This window comes from Niameybacter massiliensis, assembly GCF_001282685.1.
GTDB classification, from domain to species: Bacteria; Bacillota; Clostridia; order Lachnospirales; family Cellulosilyticaceae; genus Holtiella; species Holtiella tumoricola.
Genome location: NZ_LN875035.1, coordinates 958,036 through 978,633, shown reverse-complemented (window position 1 = coordinate 978,633; position 20,598 = coordinate 958,036). Strand labels below are relative to the sequence as shown.

General features: G+C 33.4%; 23 protein-coding genes. 21 read left to right on the top strand and 2 right to left on the bottom strand.

The genetic code is table 11. The features are described 5' to 3' along the window. The 8 genes from BN2390_RS10315 (at position 1) to BN2390_RS10275 (ending at position 7,719) form a co-directional block, all read left to right on the top strand. Complete coding sequence (locus BN2390_RS10315; RefSeq protein WP_053984275.1) at positions 1-708, top strand: ABC transporter ATP-binding protein; 708 nt, start codon at positions 1-3, stop codon at positions 706-708. Continuing rightward, a complete protein-coding gene (locus tag BN2390_RS10310) occupies positions 705-1,913 on the top strand; it encodes an ABC transporter permease (RefSeq protein ID WP_053984274.1) in 1,209 nt (402 codons plus the stop codon). The genes BN2390_RS10315 and BN2390_RS10310 overlap by 4 nt, the downstream gene beginning before the upstream one ends. Before the next feature lie 39 nt (positions 1,914-1,952). After that, entirely contained in the window at positions 1,953-2,990 is a 1,038-nt protein-coding gene (locus tag BN2390_RS10305) for a TolC family protein (RefSeq protein ID WP_053984273.1), read from the top strand. A 145-nt stretch (positions 2,991-3,135) separates the two neighbouring features. After that, positions 3,136-3,510: a hypothetical protein gene (locus BN2390_RS10300; protein ID WP_053984272.1), complete on the top strand. Its 375-nt coding sequence runs from the start codon at positions 3,136-3,138 to the stop codon at positions 3,508-3,510. Positions 3,511-3,536: 26 nt separating this feature from the next. Next, positions 3,537-4,391 carry a hypothetical protein gene (locus BN2390_RS10295; protein ID WP_053984271.1) on the top strand — a complete coding sequence of 285 codons (855 nt, stop codon included), beginning with the start codon at positions 3,537-3,539 and terminating at the stop codon, positions 4,389-4,391. Positions 4,392-4,466: 75 nt separating this feature from the next. Continuing rightward, a complete protein-coding gene (locus BN2390_RS10290) occupies positions 4,467-5,513 on the top strand; it encodes a GerMN domain-containing protein (RefSeq protein ID WP_053984270.1) in 1,047 nt (348 codons plus the stop codon). Positions 5,514-5,548: 35 nt separating this feature from the next. Then, on the top strand, positions 5,549-6,808 hold the full coding sequence (locus BN2390_RS10285) for a transglutaminase domain-containing protein (RefSeq protein WP_053984269.1): 1,260 nt from the start codon (positions 5,549-5,551) through the stop codon (positions 6,806-6,808). Between the two features lie 368 nt (positions 6,809-7,176). Beyond that, complete coding sequence (locus BN2390_RS10275; protein ID WP_053984267.1) at positions 7,177-7,719, top strand: hypothetical protein; 543 nt, start codon at positions 7,177-7,179, stop codon at positions 7,717-7,719. Positions 7,720-7,752: 33 nt separating this feature from the next. Here BN2390_RS10275 and BN2390_RS10270 read toward each other — a convergent pair whose 3' ends face one another. Further along, positions 7,753-8,760: a LacI family DNA-binding transcriptional regulator gene (locus BN2390_RS10270; protein ID WP_053984266.1), complete on the bottom strand. Its 1,008-nt coding sequence runs from the start codon at positions 8,758-8,760 to the stop codon at positions 7,753-7,755. Positions 8,761-9,029: 269 nt separating this feature from the next. On the opposite strand from BN2390_RS10270, the gene BN2390_RS10265 reads away from it, so the two are divergent. From BN2390_RS10265 to BN2390_RS10220, 10 genes are all read left to right on the top strand, one after another. After that, positions 9,030-10,397, top strand: coding sequence for an MATE family efflux transporter (locus tag BN2390_RS10265; RefSeq protein WP_082238728.1), 1,368 nt, complete (start codon positions 9,030-9,032; stop codon positions 10,395-10,397). Between the two features lie 236 nt (positions 10,398-10,633). After that, positions 10,634-10,885 (top strand): (2Fe-2S) ferredoxin domain-containing protein, encoded by a 252-nt coding sequence (locus BN2390_RS10260; protein WP_053984265.1) that lies wholly within the window; start codon positions 10,634-10,636, stop codon positions 10,883-10,885. Next, positions 10,876-12,585, top strand: a complete 1,710-nt coding sequence (locus BN2390_RS10255) for a [Fe-Fe] hydrogenase large subunit C-terminal domain-containing protein (RefSeq protein WP_053984264.1) — start codon at positions 10,876-10,878, stop codon at positions 12,583-12,585. The genes BN2390_RS10260 and BN2390_RS10255 overlap by 10 nt, the downstream gene beginning before the upstream one ends. A gap of 32 nt (positions 12,586-12,617) precedes the next feature. Then, positions 12,618-13,757, top strand: coding sequence for a SpoIIE family protein phosphatase (locus BN2390_RS10250; protein WP_053986300.1), 1,140 nt, complete (start codon positions 12,618-12,620; stop codon positions 13,755-13,757). A gap of 173 nt (positions 13,758-13,930) precedes the next feature. Then, positions 13,931-14,776 (top strand): DUF4358 domain-containing protein, encoded by an 846-nt coding sequence (locus tag BN2390_RS10245; RefSeq protein ID WP_053984263.1) that lies wholly within the window; start codon positions 13,931-13,933, stop codon positions 14,774-14,776. Positions 14,777-14,935: 159 nt separating this feature from the next. Beyond that, positions 14,936-16,171 carry an MBOAT family O-acyltransferase gene (locus BN2390_RS10240; RefSeq protein ID WP_330373740.1) on the top strand — a complete coding sequence of 412 codons (1,236 nt, stop codon included), beginning with the start codon at positions 14,936-14,938 and terminating at the stop codon, positions 16,169-16,171. 11 nt (positions 16,172-16,182) lie between these two features. Next, positions 16,183-17,304, top strand: a complete 1,122-nt coding sequence (locus tag BN2390_RS10235) for a DHHW family protein (RefSeq protein WP_053984261.1) — start codon at positions 16,183-16,185, stop codon at positions 17,302-17,304. Between the two features lie 180 nt (positions 17,305-17,484). Beyond that, on the top strand, positions 17,485-17,682 hold the full coding sequence (locus BN2390_RS10230; RefSeq protein ID WP_053984260.1) for a hypothetical protein: 198 nt from the start codon (positions 17,485-17,487) through the stop codon (positions 17,680-17,682). A 72-nt stretch (positions 17,683-17,754) separates the two neighbouring features. Next, positions 17,755-18,282 (top strand): DUF1949 domain-containing protein, encoded by a 528-nt coding sequence (locus BN2390_RS10225; RefSeq protein WP_053984259.1) that lies wholly within the window; start codon positions 17,755-17,757, stop codon positions 18,280-18,282. A gap of 10 nt (positions 18,283-18,292) precedes the next feature. Continuing rightward, on the top strand, positions 18,293-18,622 hold the full coding sequence (locus tag BN2390_RS10220; RefSeq protein WP_053984258.1) for a hypothetical protein: 330 nt from the start codon (positions 18,293-18,295) through the stop codon (positions 18,620-18,622). A 66-nt stretch (positions 18,623-18,688) separates the two neighbouring features. On the opposite strand, the gene BN2390_RS10215 is transcribed toward BN2390_RS10220, so the two are convergent. Further along, the gene (locus tag BN2390_RS10215) at positions 18,689-19,042 is read right to left on the bottom strand and encodes a hypothetical protein (RefSeq protein ID WP_053984257.1); all 354 of its coding nucleotides are present in this window, start codon (positions 19,040-19,042) and stop codon (positions 18,689-18,691) included. A gap of 176 nt (positions 19,043-19,218) precedes the next feature. Between BN2390_RS10215 and BN2390_RS10210 the strand changes: the two genes are divergently transcribed. Genes BN2390_RS10210 through BN2390_RS10200 form a run of 3 tightly spaced genes read left to right on the top strand, consistent with a single transcriptional unit; the run spans position 19,219 to position 20,488 of the window. Next, positions 19,219-19,659 (top strand): hypothetical protein, encoded by a 441-nt coding sequence (locus BN2390_RS10210; protein WP_082238726.1) that lies wholly within the window; start codon positions 19,219-19,221, stop codon positions 19,657-19,659. A 14-nt stretch (positions 19,660-19,673) separates the two neighbouring features. Continuing rightward, a complete protein-coding gene (locus BN2390_RS10205) occupies positions 19,674-20,105 on the top strand; it encodes a MarR family winged helix-turn-helix transcriptional regulator (protein ID WP_053984255.1) in 432 nt (143 codons plus the stop codon). A 2-nt stretch (positions 20,106-20,107) separates the two neighbouring features. Continuing rightward, complete coding sequence (locus tag BN2390_RS10200) at positions 20,108-20,488, top strand: HsmA family protein (protein WP_053984254.1); 381 nt, start codon at positions 20,108-20,110, stop codon at positions 20,486-20,488. Positions 20,489-20,598: the final 110 nt, after the last annotated feature.

The following is a 20,598-nucleotide window of genomic DNA, read 5'->3' as shown; positions in this document are numbered from 1 at the left end:
ATGATCCAGATTGATAAAATGAATAAAGTCTACAAAAATGGTAACTTAGAATTACAAGCTCTATTTGATGTAGATTTTAAAGTTGAGGCAGGAGAATTTGTCTCTATTATGGGACCTTCAGGTTCAGGGAAAACTACATTTCTTTCGATATTAGGATGCTTAGATCAAGCGACAGAAGGTGGCTACATATTAGATGGTGTTAATGTATCAGAATTAAAGGATAAAGATTTCTCTAAAATTCGTAATGAGAAGATTGGCTTTGTCTTCCAGGCATTTAATTTATTGCCTAAACTTACTATTTTGGAAAATGTAGAAGTACCTCTTATGTATGCAGGAATTAAGCCTAAGGAAAGACGTGAAAGAGCTTATAAAGCATTAGAACGTGTAGGCTTAGGTGACCGTGTAAAACATAAGCCTAATGAAATTTCTGGTGGACAAAAGCAAAGAGTTGCGATTGCACGTGCACTTGTTAATAGCCCTTCTATTATTTTTGCAGATGAACCAACAGGGAATCTAGATAGTAGATCGAGCGAAGAAATCATGCGAATTTTCCAGGAGCTAAATGATGAGGGGGCTACCATTGTTATGGTTACTCATGAACCTGAGATTGCAGCTTATACAAAACGTAAAGTAGTGTTTAAAGATGGAAAGCTGACTCAAGATGAACAACTTCAACAACAAAGACTTGATGTGGGAGGATTAAAATGAATCTCATAGAATGTATTAAAAGTGCGATTAATCAGCTTCTAGGTAATAAAATGCGTACGTTTCTCACTATGCTTGGCATGTTTATTGGGATAGGTTCGGTTATTATGGTTTTAGGTGTCGGTGCTGGTGTCAAAGATATGATGATGAGTACCTTTAAAGATGTTGGTAAGGGTTCTGTTATGATTCAGGTGAATAACTGGTCACCAGAATATATGATTAATCAAGATGACTTAGAAGCTATAGGAGAAATGAAAGAAGTTAAAGAAGCCATACTCTATACAGAGAATTGGTCAGATGTAATTAAAGATTATAAAGATGAAGATAAGTGGGTTATGTTTGCAGGTGTACCTTATAATATGGATGTTGTACAAAAACTTACTATTGTTGATGGACGTATGTTTACGGCGAAAGAGGAAGCTGCAAAAACAAATGTATGTGTTGTATCAGAAACCTATGCAAAAGCTGTTATGGGATCGAACAATGCTAAGGATGCTATTGGTGAAACTGTAGAACTAAATATAGCGGGTGAAAAGCATAGCTTTGAAATTATTGGACTTGCAGAACAGATGACTTTCCCAGGAATGCCAGAAGATATGATGCCTATTATTATTTACTTACCTTTTGCAACTATGGATCAAATTACTAACTTTGGAGATTTACGTAGTTATTGCGCAGCATTTATGACAGAAGAAGGGTATGATCCAAATGAAGTAGCCTACCAAGTAGGAAGGTTTTTAGATAAACGTCATAATGTAAAAAATGGCTATACCACACAAAGTGCTACAAGTATGATTGGCCAATTAGATATGGTTATGAGTATTGTCACAGGATTTATTAGTTTTGTTGCTGCCATTTCATTATTAGTAGGTGGAATTGGTATTATGAATATTATGTTGGTAACAGTTAAAGAACGTACAAGAGAGATTGGTATTCGTAAAGCTGTAGGAGCAAGTAATGGTGAAATTATGAGACAATTCTTAGTGGAAGCTATTATTTTAACCGTACTAGGTGGTATAATAGGAATGATACTAGGTTATGTAGGTGCAGCAGCTTTAGGAGGAGCTTTTGGCTTAAATGTTGTTCTAACACCAGGTATGATTACTTTTGCAGTGGGTACTTCTAGTGCCATAGGAATTATCTTTGGGGTATATCCTGCAAAACAAGCTTCAAGGTTAGATCCAGTAGAAGCTTTACGTTATGAATAGAAATAAAAAAGATTAAAATTGAACAAAAGGGGTGAAAAGATGGATACAAGAAAAATGCTAGCATGCTTGTTAGGTGCTACTTTGATGGTGCAAGCGGGTAGTCTGACTTATGCAAAAGACGTTGAAGAAGCAAAAGTACTTTCTTTAGATAATGCTATTAAACAAGCACAGTCCAAAAGCCTCCAACTTAAAATAACAGAAAAAAAGGGCGACTTGGATAAAGAAAATGCTGATATGGCTTATCTACAAGGTGGATACTATGCTTATGATGCACAAAACGTACAAGCTACATATACAAGAAAGCAGCAAGAAGTTATAAAAGATCAAATTACACTAAGTGTTACATCACTTTATGAAGATATCTTGTTAAGTGAAAGACAGTTAGAAATGTTAAATAGTAACATTGCGCTTCTAGAAAAACAGAACTTAAAAAATCAGATAGAAAAAGATAAAGGGCTTAAAAGTGACCTTTATATGCAACAACAAGATTTAGCCTATCAACAAACATTACAAAGTAAGGCAGATCTAGAACAGCAACTGGATTTAAAGTACACTCAACTAGGTAATATGGTGGGTGTAACGATGAGTAGGTATAAGTTAGAAGATCCAAATGTAGTTTATGAACCTTATAAAGAGGTTGCTAGTTTAAACGCATTTGCAAGTAGTCAAGCAGAAAAACATATTGATCTTTGGAAAGCGACTGAAGACTTAAGAGTAGCTGAAGAAACACCAATAATGACTTATGACTATATTCAAGTAATAACAATGCGTGCTAATCGTGAAATTGCAAGAGATTCAAAACAGCTAACAAAAGAAAATTTAGAAAAAGCTATTCGCGAAATTTATGTGAATATTAAACAGCTAGAACAACAACATGAAATTTATGTTTCAGATTTAGTTCTTAAAGAGAAAGAATTAGCAGTAAACAAGATTTACCTTGAAAAAGGGATGATTTCACAATTACAATATGATCAAAGTGAGTTGGCTTATGAAGAAACACTTGTTAAGCTTGAACAATTAGAAAATCAACATAGTGTCCTTAAGTTTAAACTTGATCATCCACACCTTATTGGATAAGAAATTGAAGTGAATAAAGTGTCTAGGAAGATAGCAATTGTATAGATTGCTATCTTTTTTTCATAGAATCTATTAAAAATTAATATTGTGTTAAAATTTATTCGTCATAATAAGGCATTATAGATACAAAAGAAGAGGGGACTATATGATAAACTATTATCTTACAGAAGACATGAATCAACAAGAAATTTTAAAGAGATTAAAAAAGAATCTTGAAGATGATACAGTTCTTAACATAGGTCAAAATAATAAAGGGGAAACGTTTGTTGAGACAGATTGGTATGTGTATCTTATAAAGCTTAGGAACAATCGTTATACCGTACCCGTTATGTGGTCAAAATCTAAAAAGCCATACTTAATAGCAGGAATATTTACAGTAGTATTTCTTCTATTTTTTGTAGGAGGTCTTGTGACAGATATTAGTATAGTAGCTATATTGGTAGGCTTAGGATTAGTAAATGTTTTTAAACGTAGAGAAATTAATAATATGAAGCTAGCCATAGAAAAGGCATTAGGTTAAAAGATAAGAGGGAAGGAGACATTGATATGAAGATAAAAAAACATATACAGATTATACTACTTATCATGACATTATGTGTATTGATTATTATCGGATGTGTTTATGGTATTAGGCAGTACGCTATGACAAAAAGTAATGAGGAATACGAAGAATATATCAGTGACTCCATCCAAGAAACTATAGATGAAGAGCGACTCTTTAGATTTGCCGAAAATATACTTGAAGAAACCTATAAGGGAAAAGTAGCTTTAATTGATTCTAGAATGACATTGTTAGAAGCGGATGGACATGATCGTTACCTTGTAAAAGTGGAAAGTGTCGGTGTAAATAGCAAAGAAAAAGTAGACTTATATCGTTATTATATGATTTTACAAAGAACGCCTCAAGATGAACTTTATATGATGCCCTTTGGATTAGAGATGCTAGTAGGAGAGATTGAACAAGTTAAAGAAGATGTATTAATTAGTATGTTAAAAGTAACAAATAGTTGGGAAATGAGTCAATCAGAGGTGTTAGATAAATGGAATAATACTATGGAGAATACGTATTATAATAATCTTAAGCAAGCTACAGAAGAAATTAACAATATGTATTATTTACAAAGTTTAATCTGTTTTGTCAATGACTACATCTATAAGAATGGAGAAAAGGCTTTTCTACCAATAGGTGGAGACAGTGTAGAACGAGAGTTACTTGATTTTTCAGTGCGAAAAGTTAAAAATAGAGAAATGCAAGAAGAAAACGTAGTCACAGTAGTTGGTAAATTAAGGGTATATGGGAAAGAATGGATTAAAGATTATAAAGTAGAAATGATGTATACTGTTGAAATGGACGAGGAAGGAAACTTTAATATAGAGAAACAAAAAGGTTTTATACGATAAAAAGCTAGCTTTTAGACGTATTTTTAGGTAATATGAAAGAGAAAGGGTATCATTCTTGATGAAAGGAGTGTAAATATGCAACTAAAGAAACGAGTAGTTATTCCTGTACTTTGTGCAGTACTTGTAATAGGTCTAGGATTTAACTATGTTAAAAAGCAAGAACCTAGTGACATCTTAGTAGAAGAAGAAATTGCAGACTTACCTCAAAAACCAAGTGTATCACTAGATACTTATTTACCTGTTATTAAAGATACAATATGGACTTATGAAAGTAATGAAAAACATAAATCACTTTCAAGTTGGGTAGAGTTTATAAATAATGATGTTATGCAAATTAAATTTTTATATGGAGATAAAAGTGTAACAAAAGTTTATGTTGAGGAAGAAGATGCAATCTATGAAGTGGCATCTGTAGAAGATGTAGCTATTAAAGAAAATTATACTACACTGAGACAATATAAAAACACAGTGCTCAAACTGCCACTTATAGCTGGAAATAGTTGGGTGCTTTCGGATGGTGCAATACGTACGATTACTAAAGTAGATAAGAAGTATGACACACCATTAGGAGAGCAAAAGGGTATTGAGGTTACAACACTACATGATGATTACAAAATAACAGAGGTTTATGGGGAAAAAGTAGGACTTATATATGCTAAGTATGAAAATGATAATGGCGTTCAGGAATTTGAACTTAATCAAATAGAAAATAATAAAGCTCAAGAAGAAACGGTATCTCTTTATATAGCTAAAAAAGAAACGGGTGTGCTAGAACTTATTAAGGAAAAAGTAGCTATAATGACCAATGAGGAACCTAAACATTTTTTAACGGATTTACTAAAAAGAGTAGTAGACTCAGAGTATGTAACAACGCTATCAAATGGTGTGACGATTGAGAAAACCTTTAAGGATGATGAGAATTGCCTATATGTAGAATTAAGTGGAGAATTTGTAGATTTAAATTATAATGCAAGAGAACAAAAGGGTGTACTAGCAAGTTTAGTGCAAACGCTTGGGTATTATTATGATGCAGATTATGTTGTAATAAATATAGAAGGTGAAGCATATCCTGTTAAAGGAGGACAAGCGGACTCAAGAGGGCGTATCCGAGTAGTCAAATAGAGCCTTCGGATTTAAGGTGATTAGGAGGCGAAGTATTGAAAAAGCATTATGGACTAAGATTAATAGGTATACTTATGATTCTAGTTTGTAGTTTAGCAGTACAAGTTAAAGCCAATGTGTTGAAAAATGTGGGGAATGTAAATACATATACAATACAGGTAGGAGATAAAGAAACTTTTCTTTCTAGAGATGGAAGTTTGGCAGCTCCTATTACAACATCAACAAATGTTACTTTGCCAGGAACTTACTATGTAACACAGAAAGATAAAAGCGGAGAAATACAAATTACTTGTTTTACTATACCTGCACCAAAAGTCAATCAAGTATGGTATATTGAAAAGAATAGTCAATTAGAAGAAATTTTAAAATATGGCCTAGACACGTATCAAGAAGAAATGACTTTTAGATTTGAAAATGGAAAATATACTATAGATACTATGAAAAACCTATTTTCTAATCAATTAGATACATTGGTAATGAAGTATCCTAAATTGTATTATAGCCAGTATAAGCTCACTGTTTATGGTGAGCGCAATCCGAAAGTCGTTTTAAAACTAGAATATGGTGTACAAGATAAAAGCAGGCTTACTAAGGATTCTGTTCAAGTAGATAAGATGATTAATAATACTATTTCAAGTCAGATTACATCTAAAATGACAGAAGTAGAACGTGAATGGAAGTTAGTTGATTACTTAGCAAGAAAAATTACATATGGAACCAATAAAGCAAAAACAGAACATATGATGAGTGGCGCGCTTATTGATACAGTAGCAGTATGTGATGGATATGCAAAAAGTTTAATGTATTTTTTAAATAGTGTAGGAATTCCTACTCAAATTGTTGAAGGAATGGCGGACGGTATACCACACGCTTGGAACTTGGTAAAACTTGGAGGTAACTATTATCATGTAGATCTTACATGGGGGGACCAAGATAGTAATCATATAGGACAATATTATAATTATATTAATGAAAAAGATAGCTATATGGAACTTAGCCATATATGGGATAAAACAAAATATCCAAAGGCAAATAATAATGCCTTACTTTCAATTAATACACCTACCATTTTAGAAGGTGTTTACCGAGTAGAGACTAAGCAGGATTGGGACAACTTAAAAAAACAGTTTAGTAAGGATAAAATGAGAGAAAGAAATATTATATTCTCTAACCTGAGTATGAATAAATGGTCACTAGATAAAATATTACAAGAAATTGTTCAGCTGGCACAAGATGAGATTTATTATTCTAGTTATTATAAATATGACTGCTTAGTATTAAATTATAAGTATTAAAAAAAGAGGTGCTAGCACCTCTTTTTTTAATGGCTCCAGTTGCCTTTACTGTGGCAGTAAGGACATTCTATTTGGTCATCAGCTCTAGTAGAAAGATTAAGTAGTGCGGTAGGAGGATAGTAGCTATCACTGCTGTAAGCAAAGGGGTCAATAGCATTAGCTAGGTACTCGGGACCGTACATGTCATATCCACAATTTCTACAACGTATATAATTTGGCATATAAGAACACCTCCTTTAGGAGCAGATGGATTTAGAAATAGAATGCCCAATTTTTAGTAAATTATTCATTTCAAGATTTTGGGAGGATAAAAAGTATAAATTTCCACATGCTATTGCTATATCAAGTCTAAAGGAGTGAAGCAAAAGATGAAGAAATTTGCATTGAAATTTGTAAGTATGGCCTTTGTATGGATTATGTGTATGAATGCAGTCATGGCATGTACAGCAGCACCAAAGGCTGATGTTAGCAAGCCTGAACCAGCTCCAAAACCTAATACTTATATAAATTTTGAAGTTAGCGCGGCTGTTCCAACTCAAAAAGAAGATAAGAAAGTAAATGCAGCAACAGTAAAAACTGCAACAAAAGAAAAAACAGAAGAAAAACAAGAAGAACGTAGTAATGAACCAACACCTTTTGTCATTGACAATTTTAAAGTGATTCAAAATGCACTTTGTAAATTAGGTATTTCAAATGAAGAACTTGAAGTAATGATTAAAGAAGGCAAAAAACTACCAGAAGTACTTGAAATGCGTAATATAAAAGTAGAACGCTTTAAAAAAGCTTTATTAAAACAATATTATGCAGCAATTAATGAAGGTGTAAAGAATAAACAAATTACAAAAGAAGAAGGCAAGATGCTTAGAATAGCTATTAAAGCAAAAGTGATGTCTTGGCTTACAACTAAATAGATAATAAAAGAGGAGGGGTAGTACCCTCCTCTTTTATTGGAAACTTTCACGGAAAATGACTTTGTGAGGAACAACAACTTTAATAGATTCTGTACGTTCACCATTGATACGTTCAAGTAAAAGTTTAACACCTGTTTGTCCCATGAGTTCAGTATAAATTTTTATGGTAGAAAGTGCAGGAGAAGTATATTGTGAAGTCGGAATATCGTTGCAGCCAATAAGTTGAAGATCTTGAGGGATAGAAAGTCCGGCTTCTGCAATTGCTCTTAAAGCTCCTATTGCAAGAGTGTCACTTGCAGCAAAAATACAAGTAGGCAATTCTTCTTTATTTGTTATGATAAGGTCTTTCATAAGTATATAGCCACTATGGAAGTTGAATTGACCTATGCGAACATAGTTTGGGTTATAGAGATTAATTTTTGTGAGGTAATCTTTGAAAGTTGTCTCCCGTGTATCATCTAATGCGGTATTCGTATAAGGAATGACCTCGTGACCTCCGATGAATCCTATTTTTTTATGACCTTTTTCGATTATATGATGAAGAACGTGTTCTGTAACATCGGCAAAATCAACCACAACCGAGTCATGAGCAAAGTATTGTTCATTGGAATGGATAAAGACGATGTTTTGTGAGTAAGTAGTAAAACGGTCAATATGTTCTTGCGAAAATTTACCTAGTATGATAAGGCCATCAAAAGTAACATTAGGAAAATTCATCTCTAATGCATCAGAGTTAAAGATTTTCACAAGCTCAATGGAATGGGTGGAGCAAGCTTCTTCTATTCCTAGACGAATAGAGATGAAGTAAGGGTCATTGAGTTCTTGAAGTTCATTAAACCAATGGACAAGGCCAATTGTAAGTGTTGTAGGTTTAGGCTTTTTTGTACGTATAGGTTTTTGATAGGATACAAGCTCTGCAGTTTCAAAGATTTTCTTACGTGTTTCTTTAGATACGCTAATTGTTTCATCATGATTAAGCACACGTGAGACGGTAGCGGCAGATACATTACAGAGTTTTGCTAATTCTCTAATTGTTGCCATGTAAAAGTCTCCTTTTAAAATAAGATTATATAAAAGACATTATTCAAAGATACTGTCTATAATGTTTATAGATATAACATATATTTTTATGGTAAATAAAAAGTATAAATAAGTCAACTAACTGAAAAAGATGTCTGCTAAAATGCCAGTACCAAAAGTGCAGATTTTATTAATCCATACAATTAAAAGAGTAGACTATAATACATAATTAAGGTAAGATAGAATGAGTTTGAGCATAGAATAAACTTGGAAAAGGGGTAGGTGAAAAAATGAAACAAACTATAAAAGATATGACGAAAGATAAGGTTTTCTTTAAATTACTTTTTACAATAGCTATTCCTATTATGATTCAAAACCTTATTAGTTCATCATTAAATATGATTGATACCCTAATGATTGGGCGATTAGGAGAGGGAGAGATTGCAGCTGTAGGTTTAGCCAATCAAATTTTCCTTCTGATTATGGTTGGATTAACAGGAATTTGTGCAGGAGCAGGTGTATTCATTTCTCAATATTGGGGAAAAAAAGATCTGACTAATATTAAGCGTATGTTGGGGCTAGCGCTTATGGTGGGAAGTGTTTATGCCTTAGTCATCACTGTTGTTGTACAGGTATTTCCAACGCAAATGATAGGCTTTTTTAATAAGGAACCTAAAATTTTAGAACTTGGCACAAGTTACATAAAAATCGTTTCGTTTAGTTATATTTTAACAGCGATTACATTTGCTTATAGTTATGGGCTTAGATGTATTGGGCGTACAAAACTACCTATGGTTGCGAGTGCTATTGCAGTACTTATAAATATTATTTTTAATGCCATTTTTATTTTTGGATTAGGTATAGTAGAACCAATGGGGGTAGCCGGAGCAGCTCTTGCAACACTCCTTGCACGTATTGTAGAAACAGTATGTATCGTTGGTGGGATTTATATTAAAAAGTATGAGCTTGCAGCAAAAGCAAAAGAACTTTTTGTAGTCCCAAAAGAATTGATAGAAAAAGCAACCAAACCTATGCTTGCTATTACAGCCAATGAAATATGCTGGGGACTTGGTTCACTGATCTACACTAAAGCTTATGGACATATTGGTTCGACGGCAGTTACAAGCATTCAAATTGTTAATACCATTACAAACTTTTTCTTAGTGGTCATCTTTGCTATTGCGGCAGCAGTCCTTACTATAATAGGAAATGCCATTGGTGAAGGAGATATAGACAAAGCAAAATTATATGCTAAGCGTATTATTATCTTATCTACAGGACTAGGTATTTTGATTTCAATAGGGATTGCATTAACGGCGCCATTGGTTGTGAGTTGTTTTAATGTCACACCAGAAGTAGCTCAAATGACAATTAATGTATTACTCATTAATGCAGTAATTATTATACCGAGAGTTTATAATATTGTTATGATTATTGGTATTTTTAGAGGTGGTGGAGATACAAAATGCTCCCTTATTTTAGAAGCATGTACTATGTGGGGAATAGGTGTGCCCTTATCCTTTATTGGTGTCTATGTATTTAATTTAAGATTAGAGTATGTAGTGATGATGCTTATGCTAGAAGAAGTGGTGAAAGCTATTTTATGTATGACACGTTTTAAATCGTATAAATGGATTCATAATATGGTAGAGCATTAAATAAAAAAATACTTAAAAAGTATAAATGTTTGATGAGCATAAATACATTGTATAAATGGAGAAGAAAGAGTTATAAAACAATGAGCAATCTTGTTTTATAACTCTTTTTTCTATAGTTCGCATTCATATCATAACCTATGTAAAGAATTTTCCAAAGAAGGTTGATACTATGAAATAGAAAGTTTATAATAAAATCATAGTATTTGTTAAAATTTAGACTATTCAGGGGTGAGTCTATGGAAATTAAAGTATGTGTAGGAAGTGCATGTTATGTGAAAGGGTCTCATGACGTGATAGAAAGGCTTCAGCAACTAATCCGAGACTATCATTTAGAAGAACGTGTCATTTTGAAAGCAGCATTCTGTCTGGGGCATTGTACAGAGGCAGTTTCAGTAGAAATGGAGGGCTTGATTTATAGTGTTCCAAGAGAAGGTGTAGATGACTTTTTTAAAGAGCAAGTCTATAGGAGAGTGAGAACATGCAAGTAATGAATTTTTCAAGTACCAACTGTAAAAATTGTTATAAATGTGTCAGAACATGTGCAGTGAAGGCTATCGAAGTGAAAGATGATAAGGCACATATTATAACAGAAAGATGTGTGGCATGTGGCCATTGTTTAGTCGTATGTCCTCAAAATGCAAGGGATGTCAAATCTAGTTTAGACCAAGTTAAGGCAGCACTTGTAGAAAAGAAGCAAGTCGTTGTTTCTTTAGCACCCTCTTACCGTGCCTACTTTGAAGAAAGTAATAAATTTATAGCAGGGCTACGTGCACTTGGCTTTAATCAAATAGAAGAAACAGCTGTAGGAGCAGAAGTTGTTTCTAAAGCTTATGAAGACTACATACAAGAAACCGAGATAAAGGAATTGATTACAACATGCTGCCCATCTACGGTGAGACTTATTGAGCGCTATTATTCTGATTTGATTCCCAATATGATGCCTATTGTATCACCTATGATTGCACATGGGCGTATGATCAAAGAGGTTTCACCAGAAGCGTATACTGTCTTTATTGGACCTTGTATCTCAAAAATCTGTGAAGCCCTTAGTGAAGAGCTAGATGGGGATATAGATGCAGTACTTACTTTTGATGAAATCATGCACTATTTTAGTGAACAAGGCATTGATTATAAAAAGTTAGAACCAGATGAGCCTAATCTTGTAGGGACTTTAAGAGGTAGTAAGTACCCTGTAGTAGGCGGGGTTTTAAATGGTATACGTAAAGTAATAGAGGATAATCATCTAGAAGTATTACGTGTACATGGTATGGAGAATTGTAAAGAAATACTCAATGACTTACGAGCAGGTAAATTGAAAAATGTATGTATTGAGATGAATATATGTGGTGAAAGTTGTATTGCAGGACCGGGAGGGCATAACCAAGAAGGTAGCGTATTTACAAGATTAAGTGCTATTCAAAAGTTTATGCGTAAGCCAGTAGATCAAAAAAGTGATGTGAAATACTATAATCCAAAAGTATCTTTCTTACGTAATTTTAAAAATAAGCAGGTAGAAATTTATACAGCAACCAAGGAGCAGATTCATCAAGTCCTAGAAAGTATGGGGAAAGTTGAAAAAAGTGATGAACTAAACTGTGGAGCTTGTGGCTATGAAACTTGTCGTGACAAAGCTATTGCTGTATTACATGGTATGTCTCAAATAGATATGTGCTTACCTTATACAAGAAGTATTGCAGAAAGATTAAGCAACGAAATTTTCTACAACTCACCGAATAGTATTTTAATATTAGATAGACATTGTAAATTAATAGATATGAATCCAAGTAGTGAACAGCGCTTTGGATATAAAGGGGATTTAATGAAAGGTAAAAGCATCAGTATTATGATGGATCCTAAGCCTTTTGAAGAAGTGCTAAGAACAAAAACTTCTTCAAATAAGGAGAAAGTAGAATTTACAACCTATGACTTTATTGCCTATAGACATATTATTTACCTAGAAAAACAAAAAGCACTTTTGGTCATCTTTGCAGATATTACAGATGAAGAAAAGCGTAAAAAAGAAGTTTTAAGTTTAAAAGAAAGTACACTGGATGTGACTCAGTCTATTATTGACAAACAAATGCGTGTTGCACAAGAAATAGCCAGTTTGTTGGGAGAGACAACTGCTGAGACAAAAGTGGCTATTATGAAACTTAGGAAAGTGCTGAATGAAGAAGGTGACCGCTAGTGAGGTATTCCATAGATATAGGTAAATACAGTATGAACAAATACCACGAAGAGTTGTGTGGTGATCACGTTGAGATGGTCAAAACAGAGGATGGTATGATTATTGTTTTATCAGATGGGCTAGGCAGTGGGGTTAAAGCTAATATCTTAGCCACACTGACTTCAAAAATAGCTATTACCATGCTAAAAGAAGGCGCAAGTATTGAAGAAACCATCTCTACCATTGCAAATACATTGCCAGAGTGTCAAGTAAGAAAGTTAGCGTATTCCACATTTACAATATTAGAGATTAAAGAAACAGGGGAAGCCTATATGGTGGAATATGATAACCCACCTGTTTTCTACTATCGTAAAGGAGAAGCTTTCCCACTTCATAAGAGGACGCGCACCATTAATAATAAAGTGATTTATGAAAGTAATTTTCAGATGCGACTAGGTGATACACTTGTTATCATTAGTGATGGGGTTGTACATGCTGGAGTAGGGATGACACTCAATTTAGGTTGGCAATGGGAACATATCGACCAATATTTGACTGACCTTGTAAGAGTAGAACAAGAGGCACCTATGATTGCAAGAGATTTATTAGGCGTATGTGAAAATCTCTATGACTCCAGGCCAGGAGATGATACAACGGTTGTAGCAGTTAAGTTACAAGAAAGAACTTATCTAGATTTATTTACAGGTCCACCAAAAGATCAAGCTAGTGATGGGCTTTTAGTAGAACAAATAAAAGCAGCAAGAGGAAAAGTTGTACTTTGTGGTGGTACAACAGCAAATATTGTAGCAAGAGAGCTAGAGGAAGAGATTTGTATTGATTTACAAAATTATAATCAGAAAGTACCTCCTATGGGATATATGGCAGGTATTGATTTGGTAACAGAAGGCTTACTTACTTTAAATGCTACAAAGGAAATACTTTCTAATTATTTAGAGGAAAAACAAAAAGGATTAGGTGTCATTCGAATAGATGGATTAGATGGTGCTTCAAGACTTGCACGTATGTTACTAGAAGAAAGTACCCATATTACTTTTTGGGTAGGGCAGGCCATTAATCCAGCTCATCAAAATCCAGATTTTCCAGCTAATTTTAACTTGAAAAATAGTGTGGTTAAAGATGTAGTGAAACTGCTTAAAGTGCTAGGGAAAGAAGTAGAAGTACATCATCTATAAATGAATAGATAAGTGAGTAAAAAGGGAAATGCTATAGGGTATTTCTCTTTTTATTATGTCCAAATGAAATGTACCAATATATACCAGGTATAAAAACTGGAACTTTATTAGATAACACTACGTCTTAATGTTAAAATGATAATGATTTGATGACAAAAAGGAGAGACTAGAATATGAAATTAAATAAAAAATTTATAGGACTTATGCTTGCACTCACTGTAGGAGGCGCACTTGTTGGATGTAGTAGCGAAAAAGCGCCAGCAGAAGATACAACAATTGAAACGCCATCTGTTGATAAAGAAAATGAGGGAACAAGTGAAGAAGAAACACAGGTACCAGAAGAAGATATAGAAGAGACAGATATAACTGAAGAAAGCACAGAAGAAAAAGTTGAGGAAAAAGTAGAAGAAGAGAAAAAAGAAGAACCTAAAAAAGAAGAAGTGAAACCAGAAACAAATAAGCCTGTGACAAAACCAGAAGTATCTAAACCAGAAACATCAAAGCCAGAAACATCCAAACCGGAGACATCAAAGCCAGAAACATCCAAACCAGAAACATCCAAACCGGAAACATCCAAACCAGAAACACCAAAACCAGAAACGACACCAGAAACAAAACCAGAAGTAACAACAATGACTGCATCTGAATTAATGGCGAAAGTACTTACAGGAGATGTTGAGATGCCAGGTATGATGAACATGGAAAGTGCATTCTTTGCAGATACATATGGTATTGATACGTCTATTCTTAAAAGTTATGAAGTACGTATGCCAATGATGATGGTTCATGCAAGTGAAGTTGCTGTATTTGAACTTAATAATGCAAGTGATGCATCTAAAGTTATTGCAGGTATTGAAAGACGTGTAGAATCACTTAAAAATCAATGGCAATCTTATTTACCAGCACAATTTGAACTTGTTCAAAACTATAAAACAGCAACAAAAGGAAATTATGTTATTTTTGTAATTAGTGAATCAGCAGACACTGTTATTAGTAATTTTAATGCACAAGTAAAGTAGGGGTGTTATATGGTATTTAGCAGTTTACTCTTTCTGTTTATATTTTTACCGATATTTTTAATGATTTATTACGTAGCGCCAAGAGGGTTGCGTAATTTCATTTTATTTATTGCAAGCTTAATCTTTTATGCTTGGGGTGAGCCTGTTTATGTGCTCATTATGATTTTTTCAACCGTGTTAGATTATACTGTTGGACGTGTTATTGACCATTATAGAAGTCATTCAGTTATTCCTAAAATTGCACTTATTGTATCAATGGTAGGTAATTTAGGGATGTTAGGATTCTTTAAATATGCTAACTTCTTCATTGATAATGTCAATAACTTCTTAAATCTTGATATTCATTTCTTACAAATCGCATTACCAATAGGGATTTCTTTCTATACGTTCCAGACCATGTCTTATACCATTGACTTATATCGTGGAAAAATTGGAGTACAAAAGAATATTATTTCATTTGGTGCTTATGTAGCTATGTTCCCTCAACTGATTGCAGGCCCTATTGTAACTTATGAAACAGTAGAACATGAGCTGAATCATCGCGTTGAGACACTTGATCAATTTAGTGAAGGGATTATGCGTTTTATAGAAGGTCTTGGAAAGAAAGTACTTCTTGCCAATAATATTGGGATGGCATGGGAAGCGGTAAAGGCTATGCCAGCGAGTGAGTTGACTTTTGTAGGTGCATGGTTTGGAATTATAGCCTTTGCGCTACAATTATACTTTGACTTTAGTGGATACTCTGATATGGCTATTGGTTTAGGAAAGATGATGGGCTTTAAATTCCCAGAAAACTTTAACTATCCTTATATGTCTAAAAGTGTAACAGAGTTTTGGCGTAGATGGCATATGACACTTGGCAGCTGGTTTAGAGAGTACCTCTATATTCCTCTAGGTGGAAACCGTGTAAGTAAGCCAAAGTTCTATCGCAACCTAATGATTGTATGGTTTTTAACTGGATTTTGGCATGGAGCAGGGTGGAACTTTATTTTATGGGGGCTATTCTTCGGTGTGCTTATTATTATAGAGCGTGCAGGTCTTTTAAAAGCACTTGATAAAATGCCGCGTTTTGTAAGTCATATCTATTTATTAGGTGTTGTACTGATTAGTTGGGTATTATTTGCTCTTGAAGAAAGTAGTCATATTATAGTGTACTTAAAAGCTATGTTTGGCTTAGGGGAAGCAGGTATACTGAGTAACCAAACACTTTATCAGCTTTCAAATTATGCAGTAGTCATCCTCCTTGGAATGATTTTTGCTACACCAATCATGAAGAAGCTTCAAATGAAGTTCAAACCATGGATGCTTTATATCTTCTATGTAGTTGTAATGCTTTTAAGCACAGCTTACTTAGTCGATTCAACATTCAATCCATTTTTATATTTTAGATTTTAGGAGGTGATACTTTGAGACGTAGCTTTCAAATCATTTTAACAGCTAGTTTTATTGCTTATATAGGAGGCTTTTTTGCACTTCAGCTCATAGCTAAAGATAAAACTTTTTCAGAACTTGAAAATAGAACATTAGCCACTAAGCCAAAGTTTACCACTGATAAATTCTTTAAGGGGACTTATGGTAAAGAGGTAGAAACATATATAGCAGATCAATTCCCAGGGCGTGAGACCTTCATTGCAATGAAGTCTAGAACAGAGCTTTTATTGCAGAAAAAAGAAAACAATGGGGTGTATATTGGGAAAGATGATTATTTCTTACAGAAGTTTGAGACACCCGATTTAGATTTGATGAATAAGAACATCAACTATATTAATCAATTTGCAGAAAACTTTAATGTGTATTTTATGTTAGCACCAACAGCAACTAAACTATATGAAGATAAATTACCAGCGTATGCAACACCTTATGATGAAAAATTATTTATTGATACTGTAGACAATGGACTTAAAGATTCTATCCATACAATAGATGTATTTGCAGCACTAGATGCACATAAAGAAGAAGATCTGTATTATAAAACAGACCATCACTGGACGACTCTTGGAGCGTATTATAGCTATTTAGCTTTTTGTGAAGCTTATGGGATAGAGGCTTTAGAAATGGAAGATTTTGACCTTGCTATTGGCAGTGAAGCTTTTTATGGCTCACTCTTTTCTAAAGGGAATTTTACTTTTGCAAAGCCAGATACCATTGAACTTTTTATACCTAAACAACCTGCAAAGCTAGAAGTGTTCTATATGGCTGATAATAGAACAACGGATACAGTTTATGAGATGGGACAACTGGATAAAAAAGATAAATATACTGTTTTCTTAGGTGGTAATCATCCCATTATTACGATTAAATCAAGTGTGAATAATGGGAAAAAGTTAGCTGTTATTAAAGACTCTTATGCCAATGCAATGATTCCTTTTTTAACAGAACACTTTGAAGAAATACATGTACTTGATTTAAGATTTTTAAATATGCCTATTGCAACTTATATGCGTGAAAATGGCATAGAAGATGCATTAATGCTTTATAATGTACAGAACTTTGCTACGGTTAACCAACTTAGTTTATTAGGGAAATAAATAAAGATGTAGAAATAGAGTTCTCAACTTGAAAGGAAGTTACCGGATGGGTGGCTTCCTTTTTTTATAGTGAAGAGAATGATATAATACTCTGAAAGAGATGATTAAGAGGAAAAGTTTATAATCTATCTATAATAAAGAAATGCTAAGTAAGTGTTACAACGAGAAAGGATTAAAAAGATGTATTTGACAGAACTAGAATGGCGTGGCTGGTACTTTTATATAGAAGAAGATAATCAGGTATTTGGCAAAACAAAAGTGATTGCCGAGCGAGGTGATCTAGAAGAGATTTTCTATACAACTGAAGACTATTTATGCGAAGAACTTTGTGAAGATTGGTATCAAGAATACCTTTATATGTACAGTGGTGAAGTTTAAATTAAAGCTAGCACAAGAAACCAAGGTATGGTTATAATAATGAGGACATTATAAAGACAAAAGGAGAGAGTGATGTTAACCATTGATAACTTTGTCATGGATACACTTAAACGACTAGAACAGTTAGAGCTTTTAAATTGTCTCGATATACGTTCTTATAAGAAGAATAGAAAGATTGTTATAGAGAAAATAGTAAGCGGATACAATTTGTATGAAGAAGGATTTCATGAAGAGATTTTTTATGACCTTTCTAAAGAAGAACTTAAGAAACTTCTAAAGATTATAGAAAAAAGAGAGTTTCCTAGAAGTAATAAGCTAAGGCTTTATGTACTTGAGTCTAAGGAGAGTAGTGTTGTACGTGCCAATTATAGGCAAGAGACTGAAGAAGAGGAAGAAGAATTAGAAAAGGTACTTTTAAAGTGTCCCTACAATATCCTAACGCCTATAAAAACTTTTGTAGAAGAGTTAGGCGTAGAAATTGTACGAATAGATTATCTAGATGAGGTAAGTATACATTTGTTGATGGATGAAGCGAGCCATCAACAACTTAAAGATTATATACAAGATGAGCAAAATGTAGTGCTTTATGGGTATTACTAGGAGGTAGAGCGTGTATCAAGTGATTATTGAAGAAAGCAGTATATTAGATAAATTTTTTAGACGTAATAAACCATTTGAAGAAAAGATAAAAAATGAGATTTATGAAAATATCAATAGGGTTATTGAAGAAAAAGCCTATAAGATTAAGACGGTAAAAGGTTATAAGTATGAAGGCAAGACTATTTATGAATATAAAATTCCCTTAAATAAAACTTTTGCGTGCAGAGTTGCTTATATTTTTCAAGAAGAAAAGATCATTGTATTTTTTATGTCCCTAACGATTATCAAAAGTGAATTTACTAAACTTATTGCAGGTGTACCAGGAGTAAGTAAAGTTTAATAAAGAAGCCCCTCTACTTAGGCGAAATCCCAAGTAGAGGGGCTTGCTTATTGAATGCAAGTGCATTTATTCTAAAATAAGTTTATCTTTTACTGTAATATCCCATGAGCCTACACTGCCAGAAGTAAGAAGTGAGCCCATTCTAAAATCACTGCTTAATTTGTCGCCTTTTCTAACATCGTCATAAAATTGTTCATCAACAGGAATAGCAATTTCAACTTTATTCATAGCATCTTTTACATGTTTACTAAGGTCAAAAGAAAGATGAGATTGTTTAACTTCAATTACAACAATATAACGACTGCCTTGACTTGTACTATAAAGCTTAGAAATATCTTTTGTAGAGATGGAGCTACTACACCCTATAAAGCTTAATAAAGTGACAAGGGCGATGCAACTTATTATTATAAATTTTTTCATAGGTACCTCCTAAAATAAGTTTATCATTTGGTGTGAATCTTACCAAAATTATATCACATGACAACCAACCTACCTAGAGAAAGTAAATATAAAAGTTACTAGTTGACAAAAAGATGATAGAAGCATAAAATAGTAAAAGACAAATGGTTCGCATGCGAACTAATAGAGGTGAGAATATGAAAGAGTTTATGCCAAGATGTTCAAAAAGATCTTTATTCATTATTGCAGCAATGGTTTGGATGATGGCAGGTACAATGATTATGAAATTAGGCTATGAAGTTATTTTGAGTAAGCCAAATTGTTGGTTTATTTCAGGCGTTGTAGCACTTGGTGTATTTGGTATTTTCTTTAAGTTTATTTTTAGGAAGATGGCAATTAAACACCAAAAACGTATTGCTTCTTATGTAAAGGAAAAGGTGTGTGCTTTTGCATTTTTTGATAAAAAAGGTTATATAATCATGGCCTTTATGATGACATTAGGAATTGTTATTCGCTCTACAAGTTTTATTAATCCAATTTATTGGGCACCCTTTTATGTAGGTCTTGGAACGGCACTTTTTGGTGGCGGTGTATGCTTTATGATTGGTTGGTTAAAGTGGAATAAAATAAGTGAGTAATTTAAGGGGGAACTATGAGGGAAAAAGGGTTTGAGATGATTATGCTTATTAAAGAGATTTATTCAAGTATGAATTGTCAAATTGGTAGTAATATGCGAACAAGTGGATTAACGCCTCAACAGATTTTAGTCATTAAGTTAATTGCACATAATAAAGAAATGACTATATCTAATTTGTGTGAAGAACTTTCTTTAGCTAAAGGAACGGTATCGGGTATTGTAAGTAGATTAGAAGAGGCTGGTTACTTACAAAAAGAAAAAAAAGAGTCTGATAAGCGCAATACCTATATTACTTTTTCTGAAAAAGGAAAGGCTTTTGCACAAGAATTTAGAGGAAGTATGAACCATAGTTTCAATCAAGTTTTTGAACGCTTAACAGAAGAAGAAATAGAAGAAATTACAAGAGCATTAAGATTATTAAAGCATAAAATGAAAGAAGAGGAATAAATATGGACTCAAAATTAATTTTTGCAATTATAACAATAACATTGGCACTTGTTTTTTATACAATAGGTGTATTTGGAGAAAGAAAGGCTGGCTCACTAGAGAAAAGGCATGTATTGATTTTCTGGCTAGGTTTAGTCTGTGATACCATTGGGACTTTGACTATGGGAGCCATTGCTAGAAGCAGTACACAAGTGGCATCACCAATACATGGAATTACAGGTTTTATTGCCATTGTGTTGATGTTATTCCACGCAGGATGGGCAACTTGGGTACTTTATAAAGGTGATACAAATATGAAGCATTCTTTCCATAAATTTAGTATTGTTGTATGGGCAGTATGGCTTGTACCATACTTTATAGGAATGTTTATCGGTATGCAGTAGGCGAGGGGCTAGTTTAAGTTGAAGGATGACTTAAACTAGCTTTTTTTGATGTCGAAAAAATGCGGGTTTAAATATTTAGGCGCCAATAAGTATTGACTTGCATAAACTAT

Coding starts and splice junctions, on each gene's coding strand:
- BN2390_RS10230 (WP_053984260.1), top strand. CDS start 17,485: ATGTATTTGACAGAACTAGAATGGCGTGGCTGGTACTTTTATATAGAA.
- BN2390_RS10305 (WP_053984273.1), top strand. CDS start 1,953: ATGGATACAAGAAAAATGCTAGCATGCTTGTTAGGTGCTACTTTGATG.
- BN2390_RS10265 (WP_082238728.1), top strand. CDS start 9,030: ATGAAACAAACTATAAAAGATATGACGAAAGATAAGGTTTTCTTTAAA.
- BN2390_RS10260 (WP_053984265.1), top strand. CDS start 10,634: ATGGAAATTAAAGTATGTGTAGGAAGTGCATGTTATGTGAAAGGGTCT.
- BN2390_RS10215 (WP_053984257.1), bottom strand. CDS start 19,042: ATGAAAAAATTTATAATAATAAGTTGCATCGCCCTTGTCACTTTATTA.
- BN2390_RS10275 (WP_053984267.1), top strand. CDS start 7,177: ATGAAGAAATTTGCATTGAAATTTGTAAGTATGGCCTTTGTATGGATT.
- BN2390_RS10245 (WP_053984263.1), top strand. CDS start 13,931: ATGAAATTAAATAAAAAATTTATAGGACTTATGCTTGCACTCACTGTA.
- BN2390_RS10310 (WP_053984274.1), top strand. CDS start 705: ATGAATCTCATAGAATGTATTAAAAGTGCGATTAATCAGCTTCTAGGT.
- BN2390_RS10290 (WP_053984270.1), top strand. CDS start 4,467: ATGCAACTAAAGAAACGAGTAGTTATTCCTGTACTTTGTGCAGTACTT.
- BN2390_RS10250 (WP_053986300.1), top strand. CDS start 12,618: ATGAACAAATACCACGAAGAGTTGTGTGGTGATCACGTTGAGATGGTC.
- BN2390_RS10270 (WP_053984266.1), bottom strand. CDS start 8,760: ATGGCAACAATTAGAGAATTAGCAAAACTCTGTAATGTATCTGCCGCT.
- BN2390_RS10205 (WP_053984255.1), top strand. CDS start 19,674: ATGAGGGAAAAAGGGTTTGAGATGATTATGCTTATTAAAGAGATTTAT.
- BN2390_RS10210 (WP_082238726.1), top strand. CDS start 19,219: ATGAAAGAGTTTATGCCAAGATGTTCAAAAAGATCTTTATTCATTATT.
- BN2390_RS10225 (WP_053984259.1), top strand. CDS start 17,755: ATGTTAACCATTGATAACTTTGTCATGGATACACTTAAACGACTAGAA.
- BN2390_RS10315 (WP_053984275.1), top strand. CDS start 1: ATGATCCAGATTGATAAAATGAATAAAGTCTACAAAAATGGTAACTTA.
- BN2390_RS10240 (WP_330373740.1), top strand. CDS start 14,936: ATGATTTTTTCAACCGTGTTAGATTATACTGTTGGACGTGTTATTGAC.
- BN2390_RS10295 (WP_053984271.1), top strand. CDS start 3,537: ATGAAGATAAAAAAACATATACAGATTATACTACTTATCATGACATTA.
- BN2390_RS10200 (WP_053984254.1), top strand. CDS start 20,108: ATGGACTCAAAATTAATTTTTGCAATTATAACAATAACATTGGCACTT.
- BN2390_RS10255 (WP_053984264.1), top strand. CDS start 10,876: ATGCAAGTAATGAATTTTTCAAGTACCAACTGTAAAAATTGTTATAAA.
- BN2390_RS10300 (WP_053984272.1), top strand. CDS start 3,136: ATGATAAACTATTATCTTACAGAAGACATGAATCAACAAGAAATTTTA.